This is a genomic window from Microbacterium sp. gxy059 (genome assembly GCF_050958665.1).
Taxonomy (GTDB): Bacteria; Actinomycetota; Actinomycetes; order Actinomycetales; family Microbacteriaceae; genus Microbacterium.
Genome location: NZ_JAMXWT010000008.1, coordinates 57,610 through 73,619, shown reverse-complemented (window position 1 = coordinate 73,619; position 16,010 = coordinate 57,610). Strand labels below are relative to the sequence as shown.

The 16,010-nt window shown below is 71.8% G+C and carries 16 protein-coding genes; 12 read left to right on the top strand and 4 right to left on the bottom strand.

Annotation, left to right across the window (positions count from 1 at the left end):
* Positions 1 to 3 precede the first annotated feature (3 nt).
* From ftsE to NHL53_RS06825, 7 genes are read left to right on the top strand one after another with little or no spacing between them, the layout of a single operon-like run.
* Positions 4 to 1,155: a cell division ATP-binding protein FtsE gene (gene ftsE, locus NHL53_RS06855; protein WP_433776107.1), complete on the top strand. Its 1,152-nt coding sequence runs from the start codon at positions 4 to 6 to the stop codon at positions 1,153 to 1,155.
* Positions 1,152 to 2,063, top strand: coding sequence for a permease-like cell division protein FtsX (gene ftsX, locus NHL53_RS06850; RefSeq protein ID WP_433776106.1), 912 nt, complete (start codon positions 1,152 to 1,154; stop codon positions 2,061 to 2,063). The genes ftsE and ftsX overlap by 4 nt, the downstream gene beginning before the upstream one ends.
* Before the next feature lie 60 nt (positions 2,064 to 2,123).
* Positions 2,124 to 2,600, top strand: coding sequence for an SsrA-binding protein SmpB (gene smpB / locus NHL53_RS06845; RefSeq protein ID WP_433776105.1), 477 nt, complete (start codon positions 2,124 to 2,126; stop codon positions 2,598 to 2,600).
* A gap of 51 nt (positions 2,601 to 2,651) precedes the next feature.
* Positions 2,652 to 3,116: a prepilin peptidase gene (locus tag NHL53_RS06840; RefSeq protein ID WP_433776104.1), complete on the top strand. Its 465-nt coding sequence runs from the start codon at positions 2,652 to 2,654 to the stop codon at positions 3,114 to 3,116.
* Between the two features lie 4 nt (positions 3,117 to 3,120).
* Positions 3,121 to 4,164, top strand: a complete 1,044-nt coding sequence (locus tag NHL53_RS06835; RefSeq protein WP_433776103.1) for a YhjD/YihY/BrkB family envelope integrity protein — start codon at positions 3,121 to 3,123, stop codon at positions 4,162 to 4,164.
* Positions 4,165 to 4,189: 25 nt separating this feature from the next.
* A complete protein-coding gene (locus NHL53_RS06830) occupies positions 4,190 to 4,408 on the top strand; it encodes a response regulator (RefSeq protein WP_433776102.1) in 219 nt (72 codons plus the stop codon).
* 2 nt (positions 4,409 to 4,410) lie between these two features.
* Positions 4,411 to 5,022, top strand: a complete 612-nt coding sequence (locus NHL53_RS06825; RefSeq protein ID WP_433776101.1) for a CYTH domain-containing protein — start codon at positions 4,411 to 4,413, stop codon at positions 5,020 to 5,022.
* Between the two features lie 7 nt (positions 5,023 to 5,029).
* Here the strand turns inward: NHL53_RS06825 and NHL53_RS06820 are convergent, their stop codons facing one another.
* From NHL53_RS06820 to NHL53_RS06810, 3 genes are all read right to left on the bottom strand, one after another.
* Entirely contained in the window at positions 5,030 to 5,572 is a 543-nt protein-coding gene (locus NHL53_RS06820) for a MerR family transcriptional regulator (RefSeq protein ID WP_433776100.1), read from the bottom strand.
* 112 nt (positions 5,573 to 5,684) lie between these two features.
* A complete protein-coding gene (gene ftsR, locus NHL53_RS06815) occupies positions 5,685 to 6,377 on the bottom strand; it encodes a transcriptional regulator FtsR (RefSeq protein WP_433776099.1) in 693 nt (230 codons plus the stop codon).
* Positions 6,377 to 6,850 (bottom strand): FHA domain-containing protein, encoded by a 474-nt coding sequence (locus NHL53_RS06810; protein ID WP_433776159.1) that lies wholly within the window; start codon positions 6,848 to 6,850, stop codon positions 6,377 to 6,379. The genes ftsR and NHL53_RS06810 overlap by 1 nt, the downstream gene beginning before the upstream one ends.
* Before the next feature lie 140 nt (positions 6,851 to 6,990).
* On the opposite strand from NHL53_RS06810, the gene NHL53_RS06805 reads away from it, so the two are divergent.
* Both NHL53_RS06805 and lpdA read left to right on the top strand, forming a co-directional pair.
* Positions 6,991 to 7,740 carry a copper resistance CopC family protein gene (locus tag NHL53_RS06805; protein ID WP_433776098.1) on the top strand — a complete coding sequence of 250 codons (750 nt, stop codon included), beginning with the start codon at positions 6,991 to 6,993 and terminating at the stop codon, positions 7,738 to 7,740.
* Between the two features lie 33 nt (positions 7,741 to 7,773).
* Complete coding sequence (lpdA, locus tag NHL53_RS06800) at positions 7,774 to 9,171, top strand: dihydrolipoyl dehydrogenase (protein WP_433776097.1); 1,398 nt, start codon at positions 7,774 to 7,776, stop codon at positions 9,169 to 9,171.
* A gap of 133 nt (positions 9,172 to 9,304) precedes the next feature.
* Here the strand turns inward: lpdA and NHL53_RS06795 are convergent, their stop codons facing one another.
* Positions 9,305 to 10,120: a ParA family protein gene (locus NHL53_RS06795; protein WP_433776096.1), complete on the bottom strand. Its 816-nt coding sequence runs from the start codon at positions 10,118 to 10,120 to the stop codon at positions 9,305 to 9,307.
* 88 nt (positions 10,121 to 10,208) lie between these two features.
* Here NHL53_RS06795 and NHL53_RS06790 point away from each other — a divergent pair, with 88 nt between their 5' ends.
* From NHL53_RS06790 to def, 3 genes are all read left to right on the top strand, one after another.
* The gene (locus NHL53_RS06790) at positions 10,209 to 13,616 is read left to right on the top strand and encodes a pyruvate carboxylase (protein ID WP_433776095.1); all 3,408 of its coding nucleotides are present in this window, start codon (positions 10,209 to 10,211) and stop codon (positions 13,614 to 13,616) included.
* A gap of 69 nt (positions 13,617 to 13,685) precedes the next feature.
* Positions 13,686 to 15,512 carry an AAA family ATPase gene (locus tag NHL53_RS06785; protein WP_433776094.1) on the top strand — a complete coding sequence of 609 codons (1,827 nt, stop codon included), beginning with the start codon at positions 13,686 to 13,688 and terminating at the stop codon, positions 15,510 to 15,512.
* 1 nt (position 15,513) lies between these two features.
* A complete protein-coding gene (gene def, locus NHL53_RS06780; protein ID WP_433776093.1) occupies positions 15,514 to 16,005 on the top strand; it encodes a peptide deformylase in 492 nt (163 codons plus the stop codon).
* Positions 16,006 to 16,010: the final 5 nt, after the last annotated feature.

Below are 16,010 nucleotides of genomic sequence, written 5' to 3'. Positions count from 1 at the left end.
GTCATGATCCGGTTTGAGAACGTCACCAAGCGCTACCGCGGCACCGCGCGCCCCGCGCTCGACAGCGTCGACTTCGAAGTGGAGCGCGGCGAGTTCGTGTTCCTCGTCGGCCCGTCGGGATCCGGGAAGTCCTCCTGCCTGCGCCTGATCCTGCGAGAGGGCGTTCCGAGCTCCGGCCGGGTCGTCGTCCTCGGGAAGGACACGCGCGGCCTCAGCGACCGCCGAACGCCCTACTTCCGTCGCAGCATCGGCTCCGTGTTCCAGGACTTCCGCCTGCTGCCCTCCAAGACGGTCACCCAGAACATCTCGTTCGCGCTGCAGGTCATCGGCCGCTCCCGTGCCTTCATCAAGTCGGCGGTCCCCGAGGCGCTCGAGCGCGTCGGCCTCGCCGACATGGGGCGGCGCATGCCGCACGAGCTGTCCGGCGGCGAGCAGCAGCGCATCGCGATCGCGCGCGCGATCGTCAACCGCCCCCAGATCCTCCTCGCCGACGAGCCGACGGGAAACCTCGACCCCGGCACGTCGGTCGAGATCATGCGCCTGCTCGAAGGCATCAACGCCGCGGGGACGACCGTCGTCATGGCGACCCACGAGGCGGTCTTCGTCGACAAGATGCAGCGCCGCGTGATCGAGCTGCGCGAGGGCGAGCTCGTGCGCGACGAGCTGCGCGGCTCCTACGGCGACACGTCGGTCGTCGCGACGCTGAGGCCGGAGGCCGAGCGCGGCGCGTCCGCGATCGCCGCCCTCACGGCCGCCATCGAGCTGCAGCGGGAGGTGAGCGGCCCGGGCGAGAGCGCCGACGTCGCGGATCCCGAGGACGCCACGGCGCCCGACGAGACCCCCTCGCCCGACCCGATCGTCCCCGCGGACGACGACCCCGCGGCTCCCGCCGAGCCGGTCGTCGAGGAGGCCCCCGAGGCGGCGGACGAGCCGATCGAGGAGGAGGCGCCCCCGGCGCCGGCCGACCCGGCGGACGAGCCCGAGGACGCCGCACCGGGGGAGGAGGACGCCCGCTCGCGGGACGCGGGCGAGGAGCAGGACGCCCCGCGCGCCAGCTCCATCCCGGAGATCGACGTCGAGATCGACGCCCTCGGCATGGCCGACCGGCTCGGCCTCGACCGCGCAGACGACGACGAAGTGGGGCCCACCTCGTGAACCTCTCCCTCGTTCTCTCCGAGGCCCTGCAGGGCCTCCGGCGCAACGCGTCCATGGTCGTCTCCGTCGTGCTGGTCACGTTCGTGTCGCTGACGTTCGTCGGCGCGGCGGTGCTCATGCAGGCGCAGATCGCCAAGACCAACTCGTACTTCGAGGATCGCGCGCAGGTCGACGTGTACATGTGCTCGTCGCTGTCCGAGGAGGCCACCTGCGTCGACGGCGTCGCGACCGAGGAGCAGATCTCCGAGGTCGAGGGGCGGCTGACCGGCGACACGCTCAGCCCGCTCATCCAGGAGTTCTCCTTCGAATCGCAGGAGGAGGCGCACGACGCCCTCGTGCAGAACTTCGACGAGGATCTCGCGGGGCTGCTCACGGTCGAGCAGACGAGCGCCGTCTTCCACGTGACGCTGCTCAACCCCGACCAGACGAACGTCATCCGCGAGGCGCTCAGCGGCGTGCAGGGCGTCGAGGAGATCGCCGATCAGCTCGAGTACCTCGATCCGCTGTTCGCGACGCTGACGATCGCCACCTACATCGCGGTCGGGATCGCGGTGCTCATGCTCATCTCGGCGGTTCTGCTCATCGCGACGACCATCCGCCTGTCTGCCTACGCCCGGAGACGGGAAGTCGGCATCATGCGCCTCGTCGGGGCCTCGAACGGGACGATCCAGACCCCGTTCGTCCTCGAGGGCGTGCTGGCCGCGCTCCTCGGCGCGGCTCTCGCGAGCGCGACGGTGCTCGTGGGCGTGCGCGTCGGCGTCGAGGACTACCTCGCGCGCGAGGCGGGCGCGATCCCCTGGATCGGCCTGTCGGAGGCCTGGGTCGTCGTGCCCGTGATCGTGGGGCTCGGCGTCGTCCTCGCGGCCCTGTCGGCCGGATTCGCGATCCGCCGCTGGCTGCGCGCCTGAGCGAGTCCACGATGGTCTAAGCTGGAAGGCTGTTCCAGCATCGGACCCCGGGAGGTGAGCATGGCACGCGAGAAGGGCGAGAAGGTCATCGCGACGAACCGTCGCGCACGCCACGAATACACGATCGAGAAGACCTACGAGGCGGGGCTGGTGCTCACCGGCACCGAGGTGAAGTCCCTCCGCGCGGGGCACGCGAACCTCACAGACGGCTACGCGTACGTCGACCGCGGCGAGGCGTGGCTCGACCAGGTGTCGATCCCGCAGTACTCGCAGGGCACGTGGACGAACCACTCCGCGAAGCGGGTGCGCAAGCTGCTGCTGCACAAGGACGAGATCGCGAAGATCGGGCAGAAGGCGCAGGCGGGCGGCTACACGCTCGTGCCGCTCAAGCTGTACTTCGTCGACGGCCGCGCGAAGATCGAGATCGGCATCGCGAAGGGCAAGACCCAGTACGACAAGCGCCAGACGCTGCGGGAGCGGCAGGACAAGCGCGAGGCCGAGCGCGCGATGCGCACGCGCAACCGGATGGGCGACTGACTCTCCACAGGCATCTGCGCCACCCCGACCTCCCCTCCTAGCCTGGCGGGCATGGCCGACCTGCTCGCCTCGTTCGTCGTCATCGGGTTCTTCGCCGTCTGCGGGGCGCTCGTGCACATCGACGTCACCCGGCACCGGCTGCCCAACGCCGTCGTGGCCCCGCTCGCGGTCGGCGTCGCCGCGGGCCTCGCCCTCGCGGCGGCCGTCGGCGGATCCGCGGGCCCCCTGCTGCGCGCGCTCGCCGGCGGGCTCGTGCTCGGGGCCGCCTTCCTCGCGCTGCGCGACCTCACGAGCGGCGGCCTCGGCGGGGGAGACGTCAAGCTCGCCGTGCCCGTGGGCATGGTCCTCGCCTGGCACGGGTGGCTCCCCCTCGCGATCGGCGCGGCCGCCTCCTTCCTCCTCGCCGGCCTCGCGGCGGCGGCGCTGATCGCCGTCGGCCGGGGCACCCGGCGCACGCGGATCGCGTTCGGTCCCTGGATGGCGCTGGGCACCGCGGCCGGTCTCCTCCTAACATGAGGTGATGGAGAAGCTGCAGGAATGGATCGCCGACCTGATCGCCCGGCTGCTGCGGCTGCGCATCGTCCGCGCGGCCATGATGTTCAGCGATCACAGCGGAGGGCTCCTCGCCGCGGCCATCACCTTCCGCGCGCTGTTCGCGGTGTTCGCCGCCGTGCTCCTCGGGTTCTCCGTCGCATCGATCTGGCTCTCCTCCCGCGACGACCTGTGGGACGCCCTGGTCGAGATCGTCGACAACGTCATCCCGGGGCTCATCGGCGGCGAGAACGCGCTCATCAAGGTCGACGACCTGCAGAACGGCATGACGGCTGCGGGCATCGCCTCCGTCGTCGCGCTGGTCATGGCGATGCTCGGAGCGGTCGGCAACCTGCGCGAGTCGCTGCGGGTCATCGCCGGCACGCAGCAGACGAGCTCGGCGCTCATCACGAAGCTGTGGGATCTCCTCTTCGCCCTCTCCCTGGGGGTGCTGCTGGCGGCCTCGGCCGTCGCGACGTTCCTCGGCTCCACGTTCGTCACGACGGTGCTCTCGTGGATCGGCGGCGCGCCGGGCGGCACCGCGGAGGTGCTCACCCGCATCCTGACGGTCCTCGTGACGTTCCTCCTCGACGCGGTCATCATCGCCTGGCTGTTCTGGCTGCTGTCGGGCGTGAAGACGACGCTGCGCACCATCGTGCCCGGCGCCCTCCTCGGAGGGTTCGGCCTCGTCGTGCTGCAGCAGCTCTCGAGCCTGTTCGTGGGCGGCGCGACGAACAACCCCCTCCTCGCCTCCTTCGCGTCGCTCATCGCGCTGCTGCTGTGGTTCAACTTCTCCGCGCAGGTCATCCTCATCGCGAGCGCGTACATCGTCGTGAGCGAGGAGGAGCGGCAGGACCGGATCGGGGAGCGCTACGGCGCGGCGACCATGCCGCAGCGCGCGGTGCGGGCCGCGGAGCGCGACCTGCGCGTCGCGGAGGACGCCCTGCGGCTCGCCCGCGAGGCCGAGCGCGACGCCGCGCAGAAGCAGCGCGAGCGCGCGGAGCGGCGCGCGTCCCAGGCCCCTGCCGAATAGCCGCGCCCGGCGCTATCGTGGGGGCATGGCACTCGCACGTCTCCACGGTGGCCCCCTCGACGGCCAGACGATCCCGCTCGACGAGCTCGACGACGAGCAGCTCATCCTGCCCTTTTCCGAGGCGCAGCTCGTCTATCGGCGAGAGGGAGAGGCGCGGAACACGGGGGAGCACGACGGGCCCACCGAGGCCGACTTCCGCTATGTCGAGCAGGAGGGCGACCTCGTCCCGGACGGGGAGGGCTGAGGGTGGCGTCTCGCTCCGTCGAGATCGAGCGCAAGTTCGACGTCGGTCCCGGGGTCGCTGTCCCCGACTGGACGGGCGCGCCCGGCGTCGCGAGCGTCTCCGCGGGAGAGCCGCGGCATCTCGACGCCCTCTACCTCGACACCGCGGACGGTCAGCTGGCGTCGTCGGGCGTCGCGCTGCGCCGCCGCACGGGAGGGCCCGATGAGGGGTGGCACATCAAGGGGCCGCTCGTCGACGGCGCGCGCGTCGAGCTGGCCTGGCCGCTGGGGTCGGGAGCCGAGACGGAGATCCCCGAGGCGCTCCTCCCGGAGCTCGCTCGGTGGACCGACGCGCCCCGATTCCTCCCGCTCGCGCGCATCGTGAACGACCGCACCGCGTACACGCTCCGGGACGCCGCGGGGGGAGTCGTCGCGGAGTTCGTCGACGACCACGTCGTCGCGACCGATCTGCGCACGAGCGTCGAGCGCGCGTGGAGCGAGTGGGAGATGGAGCTGGGGCCGGCGGCGCCCGGCGACCACGAGGCCTTCTTCTCCGCCGTCGAGCGGATCGCCCTCGGCGCGGGGGCGACGGCGCCCTCGAGCGCGTCGAAGCTCGCGCGCGCCCTCGGACGCTGAGCGGGCGCTAGGCCGACTTGCGGGTGCGCCGCGCCGCGAGCTCGTCGACGGGATCGGGCGCCGTGGGGTCGAACTCGACGAGGGTCGACTCGACCTCTCGGAGCACCTTGCCGACGGCGATGCCGAAGACGCCCTGCCCGCGGCTCACGAGGTCGATGACCTCGTCGTTGGACGTGCACAGGTAGACGGAGGCGCCGTCGCTCATGAGGGTCGTCCCCGCCAGATCGCGGATCCCCGCCGCGCGGAGCTGATCGACCGCCACGCGGATCTGCTGCAGGGAGATGCCCGTGTCGAGGAGCCGCTTGACGAGCTTCAGGACGAGGATGTCGCGGAAGCCGTAGAGCCGTTGCGTGCCTGATCCCTGCGCGCCGCGCACGGTCGGGACGACGAGCTCGGTGCGCGCCCAGTAGTCGAGCTGACGGTAGGTGATCCCGGCCGCGCGGGCCGCGATCGCGCCGCGGTATCCCATGTCCGGGTCGAGCTGGGGGAGGCCGTCGGTGAAGAGGAGATCGACGGCGAAGGTGTCGCCGTGGGTGTGTCCCGCGCTCATGTGCATCCTCTCCTCCGGAGCCGTCTCCCCCACAGTAGGGCCACCGGTGATCGCCATCAACGACATCGCCCGCGAGCGTCTCGGCGTGTCGATCAAGCGTTATGAATCGTGATCAGCTCGACAGGATCCTGTCGAGAGCCTCCCGGACGAACTGCGCGCGCACCTCGTCCAGTCGGGCGGCGAGCTCGGGGGCGAGCTCGGACGCGCGGGCGCGGGAGGCGGGGTCGGAGCGGCGCAGGAGCGGGCCCAGCGCCGCCTCCACGAGGGCGGCCTCGCGCTCGGCGCTCTGGCGCATCGCCCGGACGTGCCGGGGGTCGATGCCGTGCCGTTCGAGCGCCACGAGGGAGCGGAGGAGCGAGAGGGCCGCGTCGTCGTAGCGCTCGGCGGGCGACAGCAGGCCGAGCGCGAGGGCCTCGTCGAGCAGCCGCGGAGAGGCGCTCGTCTCGGAGAGGAGCTCGGCGCGCGACAGCGACCGGCCCCGGGGGTGGATCGACGCCGGGATCTCGGGCGGCCCGGGGGAGTCCCCCTCGTCCAGCTGATCGAGGTGCTCGCGGATGACGCTCAGCGGGAGGTAGTGATCGCGCTGCAGGGTGAGGGCGAGGCGCAGCCGCTCGACGTCGGACGACGAGAACTTGCGGTAGCCGGAGGAGGTGCGCTCGGGCGAGACGATGCCCTGCACCTCGAGGAACCGCAGCTTGCTGGACGTGAGCGCGGGGAAATCGCCCGTGAGCTTCGAGAGCACCTGGCCGATCGAGAGCCGGCTGCCTGCGGGCGTCGCGGCGCCTCCCGCGGACGCCCCCGCCATCAGTCGCGGGCCCCGGGCAGGTCGCGCGGGGAGCTGAAGAAGTTCAGGCGGAACTTGCCGATCCGGACCTCGTCGCCGTTGCGGAGCGTCGCGCGGTCGACGCGCTCCCCGTTGACGTAGGTGCCGTTGAGCGACCGCTGGTCGACGATCTCGAACGTCGCGCGCGTGCGGGTGACCTCGGCGTGACGACGGGAGACCGTCGCGTCGTCGAAGAAGATGTCGGCGTCCGGGTGACGGCCCGCGGTCGTCGAGTCGGAGTCGAGGAGATAGCGCGCTCCCGCGGAGGGGCCGGACCGCACGAGGAGGAGCGCGGCGCCGGAGGGCAGGGCCGCGACCGCGTCGAGCTCCGCCTGGGTCAGCTCTCCCGCGAACGGCACGAACGACAGATCGGTGTCGTGCCGGAACGTCTGCGTGAGGTCGCCCGATCCGTCGTGTCCTGCGGCGAACTGATCGCGCTTGAAGGACATGGTCATGGGCTGGGACTGCTGGTCAGACACGTGCCCTCCTTCCGTTCCCGCAAGCCTAACGGATTCATCACGGTCGCCGCGCGTGTCGCGCGCGGTCGTCGAGCGGCTCCGGACGTCGTGCGGGGCCGGCGCGTACGGTGTGCTCTGTGACCGATCGATCCGCTCTCCGACGCCGCCGCGGCCCCGCGCTCGCGGCCCTCGCCGTCGCGTTCCTCGCCGCTCTCGCCGGCCCCGCCTCTCCTGCGAGCGCGCACTCGACGCTCATCGGGACCTCCCCGGAGACCGAGGGGGTCGTCGAGAGCCTGCCGAGCGAGGTGTCGCTGACCTTCAGCGAGGACCTCATCGCGCCGACGGCGCCCGGCGACGGGACCACGGACGTCGTCGTCTACGACGCGACCTGCGAGGACGCGGCCCTGCTCGTCGCGAACCCCGGAGAGGCAGACACCCGGGAGTGCCGCGACTACGCGTCGGGCGACCCGGTCGTGGCCGGCCCCGTCGTGACGCAGGCGATCGACGCGTCGGACGCTCCCGCGGGGGAGTACACCGTGATCTGGCGGGTGCTCTACGCGGACGGGCACGCCGACAGCCAGCTGTTCGTCTTCACCGCGGAGCAGGGCGTCTCCGCCGCCGAGGCGGAGGACGCCGACGCGGGGGAGGACCAGGCGGAGGCCCCGGATGCGGACGGCTCCGGCGCGTCCGCGGAGCAGGGCGACGACGACCCGCGGTCGGACGCCTCCGATGAGACGTCCGCCTCGGAGGCTCCCGCCGACGAAGCGCAGGACGAGGCGGGAGACGCGACGCCGTGGCTCATCGGCGGCGCGGTCGTCGTCGTGGCGCTCGTCGCGATCGGGATCGCGTGGCGGACGATCCGCCGCCGACGCGGATCCGACGGGTGAACCGCAGGGTCGCCAGGCGATAGGCTGGGTGCCATGGCTCATTATGACGTCGTCATCCTCGGCGCCGGCCCCGGCGGGTACGTCGCGGCCGTGCGAAGCGCCCAGCTCGGTCTCAAGACCGCGATCATCGAAGAGAAGTACTGGGGCGGTGTCTGCCTCAACGTGGGCTGCATCCCGTCGAAGTCGCTTCTCAAGAACGCGGAGATCGCCCACACCTTCACCCACAAGGCCGACTTCTTCGGGATCTCCGGCGATGTGTCCTTCGACTTCGGCGCGGCGTTCGACCGCAGCCGCAAGGTCGCCGAGACGCACGTCAAGGGCATCCACTTCCTCATGAAGAAGAACAAGGTGACCGAGTACGAGGGTCGAGGCACCTTCGTCGACGCGAAGACGATTGACGTCGCGAAGAGCGACGGCACGAGCGAGCGCGTCACGGCCGACAACGTCATCATCTCGACGGGCTCGACCGTGCGCTCGCTGCCCGGCGTCTCGCTGAGCCAGAACGTCGTGACGTTCGAGGAGCAGATCCTCACCCGCGACCTGCCGAACTCGATCGTCATCGTGGGCGCCGGCGCCATCGGCATGGAGTTCGCCTACGTGCTGTCGAACTACGGCGTGAAGGTCACGATCGTCGAGTTCGCCGACCGGGTGCTCCCCAACGAGGACCCGGACGTGTCGAAGGAGATCGCGAAGCAGTACAAGAAGTACGGCATCGAGGTGCTCACGTCGACGGGCGTGACGAGCGCCGACGACAACGGCTCGTCCGTGCACGTGACGTACAAGAAGAAGGACGGCACCGCCGGCGAGATCGACGCCGACAAGGTGCTCATGTCGGTCGGCTTCGCCCCCCGCACCGAGGGCTACGGTCTCGAGAAGACGGGCGTGGCCCTCACGGATCGCGGCGCGATCGACATCGACGACCACATGCGCACCAACGTGCCAGGCGTCTACGCGATCGGCGACGTCACCGCCAAGCTGCAGCTCGCCCACGTGGCCGAGGCTCAGGCGGTTGTGGCGGCCGAGACGATCGGCGGCGCCGAGACCATGACGCTGGGCGACTACCGGATGATGCCCCGCGCCACGTTCTGCTCGCCGCAGGTCGCGAGCTTCGGCCTCACCGAGGAGCAGGCCAAGGCCGAGGGCCACGACGTGAAGGTCGCGAAGTTCCCCTTCTCGGCCAACGGCAAGGCCAACGGGCTCGGAGAGCCCGTCGGCTTCGTCAAGCTCATCGCCGACGCCGAGCACCTCGAGTTGCTCGGCGGTCACATGGTGGGCCCCGACGTGTCGGAGCTGCTGCCCGAGCTGACGCTCGCGCAGAAGTGGGACCTCACGGCCGTCGAGGCCGCGCGCAACGTCCACACGCACCCGACGCTGTCCGAGGCGCTGCAGGAGGCGTTCCACGGGCTCGCGGGTCACATGATCAACATGTGAGACCCCGCGCGGAAGCGCAGAGGGTGCGACGAGGACTCCTCGTCGCACCCTCTTCTCGTCCCTCGTCAGGGCGGAGGACGAGAAGAGGGGCCGGGTCCGATGTCGGATCCGGCCCCTCTTCTCGCGTATCGGGTCAGGCCTGCTGCGGGCCGTTCTCGGGAACGGGGATCTGCCCGGCCTCGACGATGCGGTCGAGGAGCTGATCGAAGTCGCTCGCGAGCTCCTGGGCCGACTCGCCGGGCCACACGTGCAGCGGCTTCGCGGCGCCCTGCGCCTGCTGGAGCGAGGTGCGCTCCGGCAGCTGCGGCTCGAGGACCAGCTGGCCGAACATGTCGCGCAGCTCCTTGATGCGGAACTGGTGCTCGACCGACTGCGGGCGCACGCGGTTCACGACGATGCCGAGCGGCTGCAGACGCGAGGAGAGGCCGCGGCGGATCTCCTCGATCGCGCGGAGCGCGCGATCGGCGGCGGCCACGGAGAAGAGGCCCGGCTCGGTGACGACGGCGACGCGGTCGCTCGCCGCCCACGCGGTGCGGGTGAGGGCGTTGAGAGACGGCGCGCAGTCGATGAGCACGAGGTCGTACTCGCTCTCGAGCATCGCGAGCGCCTCCTCGAGCTTCCACACGTCGCGGACCGAGGGGTGGGGGCCGTCGTAGTTGATCGCCGAGGGGCTGCCGATCAGCACATCCATCGTGCCGGGATGCACCTTGGTCCACCCGCTGGAGCCGATGGCCTGGCGGACCGTCTTCTCCTTCGGATCCTCGAGCACGTCGGCGATGTTGAGACGCCCCGCTGTCGACACGTCGAGCCCGGTCGAGACGTCCGACTGGGGGTCGAGGTCGACGACGAGCGTGCGGATGCCGCGCGCGAACGCGGCGGAGGCGAGGCCCAGGGTGACTGTGGTCTTGCCGACTCCGCCCTTCAGAGAGCTGACGCTGAGTACGTGCACGACGACAACGTTACCTTCCCCTAAGCTGTGAGCGTCCCCGGCCCGCCGGAAAGATCCGGGGATCCGCCGCTCCCCTCTAAGGAGGCCCATGTTCTCGAAGGTTCTCGTCGCCAACCGAGGTGAGATCGCGATCCGCGCGTTCCGCGCCGCTGTCGAGCTCGGCGCGCGCACCGTCGCCGTGTTCCCCTATGAGGATCGCAACTCGCTGCACCGCCTGAAGGCGGACGAAGCGTACCGCATCGGCGAGGAGGGGCACCCGGTCCGGGCGTACCTCGACGTCGACGAGATCGTCCGGGTCGCCCTGGAGGCCGGGGCCGACGCCATCTACCCCGGCTACGGCTTCCTGTCCGAGAACCCGGAGCTCGCGGCGAAGGCCGCGGAGAACGGCATCACCTTCATCGGGCCGCCCGCGCACGTCCTCGAGATGGCGGGCAACAAGGTCACGGCGAAGGATCACGCGATCGCCGCGGGCGTGCCCGTGCTCCGGTCGACGCCGGCCACCGACGACGTCGAGGCTCTCCTCGACCAGTCGGAGGAGATCGGCTTCCCCCTCTTCGCGAAGGCGGTCGCGGGCGGCGGCGGTCGCGGCATGCGCCGCGTCGAGACCAAGGACGACCTGCGCGACGCGCTCGAGGCCGCGATGCGCGAGGCGGGCAGCGCGTTCGGCGACTCCCGCATGTTCCTCGAGCAGGCCGTGCTGAGGCCGCGCCACATCGAGGTGCAGGTGCTCGCGGACGGCGAGGGCGAGACGGTGCACCTCTTCGAGCGCGACTGCTCGGTGCAGCGACGCCACCAGAAGGTCGTCGAGCTGGCGCCCGCCCCGCACCTCGACCCCGAGATCGCGCGCGCCCTGCACAGCCACGCGGTCGCGTTCGCGCGCTCGATCGGCTATCAGAACGCCGGAACGGTCGAGTTCCTCCTGGAGACCGACGGGCCCCGCGCGGGCGAGGTCGTCTTCATCGAGATGAACCCCCGCATCCAGGTGGAGCACACGGTGACCGAGGAGGTCACCGACGTCGACCTGGTGCAGGCGCAGATGCGCATCGCGTCCGGCGAGACCCTCGCGCAGATCGGCCTGTCCCAGGACGCGATCCGGCTCCACGGCGCCGCCCTCCAGTGCCGCATCACGACCGAGGACCCGGCGCAGGGCTTCCGCCCCGACACAGGCCGCATCACGACCTACCGCTCGCCGGGCGGAGCGGGCATCCGCATCGACGGCGGCACGACCGCCGCCGGATCGCAGATCTCGCCGCACTTCGACTCGATGCTCGCGAAGCTCTCGGTGCGCGGTCGCGACTTCCCGACGGCCGTCGCGCGCGCCCGTCGCGCGCTCGCCGAGTTCCGCATCCGCGGCGTCTCCACGAACATCCCCTTCCTCAGCGCGGTCCTCGAGGATCCGGCGTTCGTCGCCGGCGACCTGTCGACGTCGTTCATCGACGAGCGGCCGGAGCTGCTGCGCGGCCGCGAGTCGAAGGACCGCGGCACCAAGCTGCTGCGCTGGATGGCGGACGCGGCCGTCAACAAGCCGCACGGCGATCGGCCCACCGACCTCGACCCGTCGGCGAAGCTCCCCGTCGTCGACCTCGAGCAGCCTGCTCCCGCCGGCAGCCGCCAGCGCCTCCTCGAGCTCGGCCCGGCCGGATTCGCGAAGGCGCTCCGCGACCAGAAGGCGCTCGCTGTCACCGAGACGACGTTCCGCGACGCCCACCAGTCGCTGCTCGCGACGCGCGTCCGCACGCGCGACCTCGTGGGCGTCGCCCCGCACGTCGCGCGCCTCACGCCCGAGCTGCTCTCGGTCGAGGCCTGGGGAGGCGCGACCTACGACGTCGCCCTCCGCTTCCTCGGGGAGGACCCGTGGGAGAGGCTCGCCCGCCTGCGCGAGGCGCTGCCCAACGTCGCCATCCAGATGCTGCTGCGCGGCCGCAACACGGTCGGCTACACGCCGTACCCGACCGAGGTCACCGACGCGTTCGTGCGCGAGGCGGCCGCGACGGGCATCGACATCTTCCGCATCTTCGACGCGCTCAACGACGTCTCGCAGATGCGCCCCGCGATCGACGCCGTGCTCGAGACGGGCTCGACCGTCGCCGAGGTGGCGCTCTGCTACACGGGCGACCTCGCGAACCCGGCGGAGGACCTCTACACGCTCGACTACTACCTGCGCCTCGCGGAGCAGATCGTCGACGCGGGGGCGCACGTGCTCGCGATCAAGGACATGGCGGGTCTGCTGAGGCCGCCCGCCGCGGCGAAGCTCGTCACGGCGCTGCGCCGCGAGTTCGACCTGCCCGTGCACGTGCACACCCACGACACGGCGGGCGGACAGCTCGGCACGCTGCTCGCGGCGAGCGCGGCCGGCGCCGACGCGGTCGACGCCGCGGCCGCCACCATGGCGGGCACCACGAGCCAGCCGTCGCTGTCGGCGCTCGTCGCCGCGCTCGCGCACACCAGCCGCGACACGGGGCTCGACCTCGACGCCGTCGCCGATCTCGAACCGTACTGGGAGGCCGTGCGCCAGGTCTACCGCCCCTTCGAGTCGGGGCTCGCCGGCCCCACCGGGCGCGTGTACACGCACGAGATCCCCGGCGGCCAGCTGTCGAACCTGCGGCAGCAGGCGATCGCGCTCGGCCTCGCCGACGACTTCGAGCTGATCGAAGACATGTACGCGGCGGCCGACCGCATGCTCGGACGGATCCCGAAGGTGACGCCGTCGTCGAAGGTGGTGGGCGATCTCGCCCTGCACCTCGCGGCGGTGAAGGCCGACCCCGACGACTTCGAGCAGAACCCGGAGAAGTACGACATCCCCGACTCCGTCGTGGGCTTCATGGCGGGCGAGCTGGGCGAGCTGCCCGGCGGGTGGCCGGAGCCGTTCCGCTCCAAGGTGCTCGCGGGGCGCACGGCGAAGACCGGCATCACGCCGATCAGCGAGGACGACGCACGGGATCTCGACGCGGATTCGGCGACCCGGCGCGCGACGCTCAACCGCCTCCTGTTCCCCCAGCCGACCGCGGCCTTCGAGCAGACGCGCGACGAGTTCGGCGACCTGTCGGTGCTCGACACCCTCGACTACCTGTACGGCCTCGAGCCGGGCGTCGAGCACGTCGTCCAGCTGGAGAAGGGCGTGGAGCTCTACGCGGGCCTCGAGTCGATCGGCGACGCCGACGACAAGGGGATCCGCTCGGTCATGACGACCCTCAACGGGCAGCTGCGTCCGCTCGAGGTGCGCGACCGGTCGATCACGGTCGAGAGCCACCAGGCCGAGAAGGCCGACCGGAGCGACCCCGCGCACGTGGCCGCGCCCTTCTCCGGCGTCGTGACGCTCAAGGTCCAGCCCGGCGACTCCGTCGAGGCGGGGCACCCGGTCGCCTCGATCGAGGCGATGAAGATGGAGGCGTCCATCAACGCCACCGTCACGGGCGTCGTGGAGCGCGTCGCGATCGGCGAGACGCAGCAGGTGGACGCGGGCGATCTTTTGGTCGTCGTGCGCGCGGCCGAGTAGCCTCTCGGGGGCGGGAAGGACCCGCCGCGGTCTCGACCGCCCCCGATTCCTCATGAGGAGCGACTCCACGTGCCAGCCGATCGCACGCCGTCTTCTGACGAGCCCGTCGAGCGCGGTGTGCTCGATTCCGAGAGCATCGACACGACGGCCATCGACTTCTTGGGGCTGACCTCGCAGATCCCCGTCTCGCTGCCCGACGACCCGGACAGGGACGACGAGGGCGACGACGTCATCGCCGACGAGATCGAGCCGGGTGAGGCTCTCGTCGTCGGGGATATCGAGCCCGACGAGGATCCGGCGGAGCCGGCCGCCCTGGAGATCGACGGCGAAGAGGTCGAGGAGGCGGACGACGCCCCGTCCGAGGCGGAGCCCGACGAGGATCGGTGGGCGCCGTTCGTCGCCGGTGCGCGGTCGGACGGCGAGGGCGCGGAGGACACGGAATCCGCGGAGGAGGCCGAGGTCGAGGAAGAGGTCGAGCCCGACGAACGGCCCGTGGCCGACGAGGAGCCGGCGGCTCCCGAGGCCGAAGAGACCGCGACCCTCGGCGCGGCCGCGGGCGACCCCGTCGCCGAGGAGTCCGCACCCGCCGAGACCGTCGACGCCGCGGACGACGCCGTGGGCGACGATGCGGATGCCGACGACGATGTCGACGCCGCGGATGCCGCGGACGTCGTGGACGCGCCGGAGGACTCGGATCCCCGCGACGCGCCCTCGGGAGACGACGAGACCGCCGATCCGCGCGAGACTCCGCCCGAGCCCGAGCCCGAGCCCGAGCCCGAGCCCGAGCCCGAGCCCGAGCCCGAGCCCGAGCCCGAGCCCGAAGCAGAACCCGAGACCTTCGACGACGCGCCGCAGGAGGACACCGCCGTGACACCCGCTGCACCCGAGCGCCGCCCGGCGCCCGCCGTCCCCGCCGCGCGCCGCGCGAACGAGGTGACGAGCGCCTCGACGCGCGAGAGCAGCGACGTCCTGACCGCCGATCGCCTGCTCGACCACACCGCCGTCCGCCGGCCCGCGCCCGAAGGCGGGTGGCGACGGGCCGTGCACCGGGCCACCTTCGGCCTCATCCACCCGGGCGACGGACGCCGCGTGCGCGAGCGCAGGGAGCTCATCGGCCGCATCGCCGTGCCGCTCGCCGGCGAGGCGCGCTTCGTCCCCGTCCTCAGCCGCAAGGGAGGCGTCGGCAAGACCACGGTCACGGCGCTCCTCGGCATGGCGCTCGCCGACGCCCGCGACGACCGGATCATCGCGGTCGACGCCAACCCCGACCGCGGCACGCTCGCCGACCGGGTCGCGGGGACGACGACGAAGACCGTCCGCGACCTCGTGCGCGGACACGACGAGGTGCACGGGTACGCCGATCTCACCGCGCACGTCGCACGCGACGCGACGCGCCTCGACGTGCTCGCGTCCGACACGGATCCGCAGGTGTCCGAGGCGTTCGGGGACGACGACTACCGCGATGTGGCGCGGATCGCCGAGCAGTACTACTCGATCGTCCTCACCGACACCGGCACGGGCATCGTGCACTCGGTCATGCGCGCCGCGCTCGAGGCGGCCGACCAGATCGTCGTCGTCGCCGGCCTCAGCGTCGACGAGGCGCGGCTGGCGGCGGAGACGCTGACCTGGCTCGAGGCGAACGGGTACGATGACGAGGTGCGAGACGCGGTCGTCGTGCTGAACCAGGACGCGCCGGGGAAGCCGCTGGTCGACGTCGACGAGCTCGAGTCCCACTTCGCGAGCCGCGTGCGCGGCGTCGTGCGTCTGCCCTACGACGCGCGCCTGGCCGCGGGAAGCGCGATCGGCTTCACGGAGCTCGCGCCGGCGACCCGCCGCGCCGCGCGCGACCTCGCCGCCCAGGTCGTCGAGGGGCTGCGTCGGAAGGAGAGCGACTGACATGTCCGTCCGGGAGATCCGCCTCTACGGCGATCCGGTGCTGCGCACGACGTGCGCCGAGATCGACGACATCGACGACGGCATCCGCGCCCTCGTCGACGACCTCATCGAGACCGTCCGCCTCCCCGGCAGGGCGGGCGTCGCCGCGCCCCAGATCGGCGTCGGCCTGCGCGCCTTCAGCTACAACGTCGACGGCCGGGTCGGCGCGATCCTCAACCCCCGCGTCGTCGAGGTGCGCGGCGAGAAGACGCCGACCAACGAGGGCTGCCTCTCGGTGCCGAACCTCTGGCACCCCACGCCGCGCCACCCGTACGCGCGGGTCGAGGGGATCGACGTCGACGGGCGCGACGCCGTGCTCGAGGGGGAGGGGCTCTTCGCGCAGATGCTGCAGCACGAGACCGACCACCTCGACGGCGTGGTCTACCTGCATCGCCTCGAGAAGGACGAGCGCCGGATCGCGATGCGCCAGGTCAGGGAGTCCGACTGGTTCTGACTCCG

What these genes read in the sequence shown, in the direction of transcription:
- ftsE (WP_433776107.1), top strand. Translation starts at nt 4, where the DNA reads ATGATCCGGTTTGAGAACGTCACCAAGCGCTACCGCGGCACCGCGCGC.
- smpB (WP_433776105.1), top strand. Translation starts at nt 2,124, where the DNA reads ATGGCACGCGAGAAGGGCGAGAAGGTCATCGCGACGAACCGTCGCGCA.
- NHL53_RS06840 (WP_433776104.1), top strand. Translation starts at nt 2,652, where the DNA reads ATGGCCGACCTGCTCGCCTCGTTCGTCGTCATCGGGTTCTTCGCCGTC.
- NHL53_RS06835 (WP_433776103.1), top strand. Translation starts at nt 3,121, where the DNA reads ATGGAGAAGCTGCAGGAATGGATCGCCGACCTGATCGCCCGGCTGCTG.
- NHL53_RS06830 (WP_433776102.1), top strand. Translation starts at nt 4,190, where the DNA reads ATGGCACTCGCACGTCTCCACGGTGGCCCCCTCGACGGCCAGACGATC.
- NHL53_RS06820 (WP_433776100.1), bottom strand. Translation starts at nt 5,572, where the DNA reads ATGAGCGCGGGACACACCCACGGCGACACCTTCGCCGTCGATCTCCTC.
- ftsR (WP_433776099.1), bottom strand. Translation starts at nt 6,377, where the DNA reads ATGGCGGGGGCGTCCGCGGGAGGCGCCGCGACGCCCGCAGGCAGCCGG.
- NHL53_RS06810 (WP_433776159.1), bottom strand. Translation starts at nt 6,850, where the DNA reads ATGACCATGTCCTTCAAGCGCGATCAGTTCGCCGCAGGACACGACGGA.
- lpdA (WP_433776097.1), top strand. Translation starts at nt 7,774, where the DNA reads ATGGCTCATTATGACGTCGTCATCCTCGGCGCCGGCCCCGGCGGGTAC.
- NHL53_RS06790 (WP_433776095.1), top strand. Translation starts at nt 10,209, where the DNA reads ATGTTCTCGAAGGTTCTCGTCGCCAACCGAGGTGAGATCGCGATCCGC.
- def (WP_433776093.1), top strand. Translation starts at nt 15,514, where the DNA reads ATGTCCGTCCGGGAGATCCGCCTCTACGGCGATCCGGTGCTGCGCACG.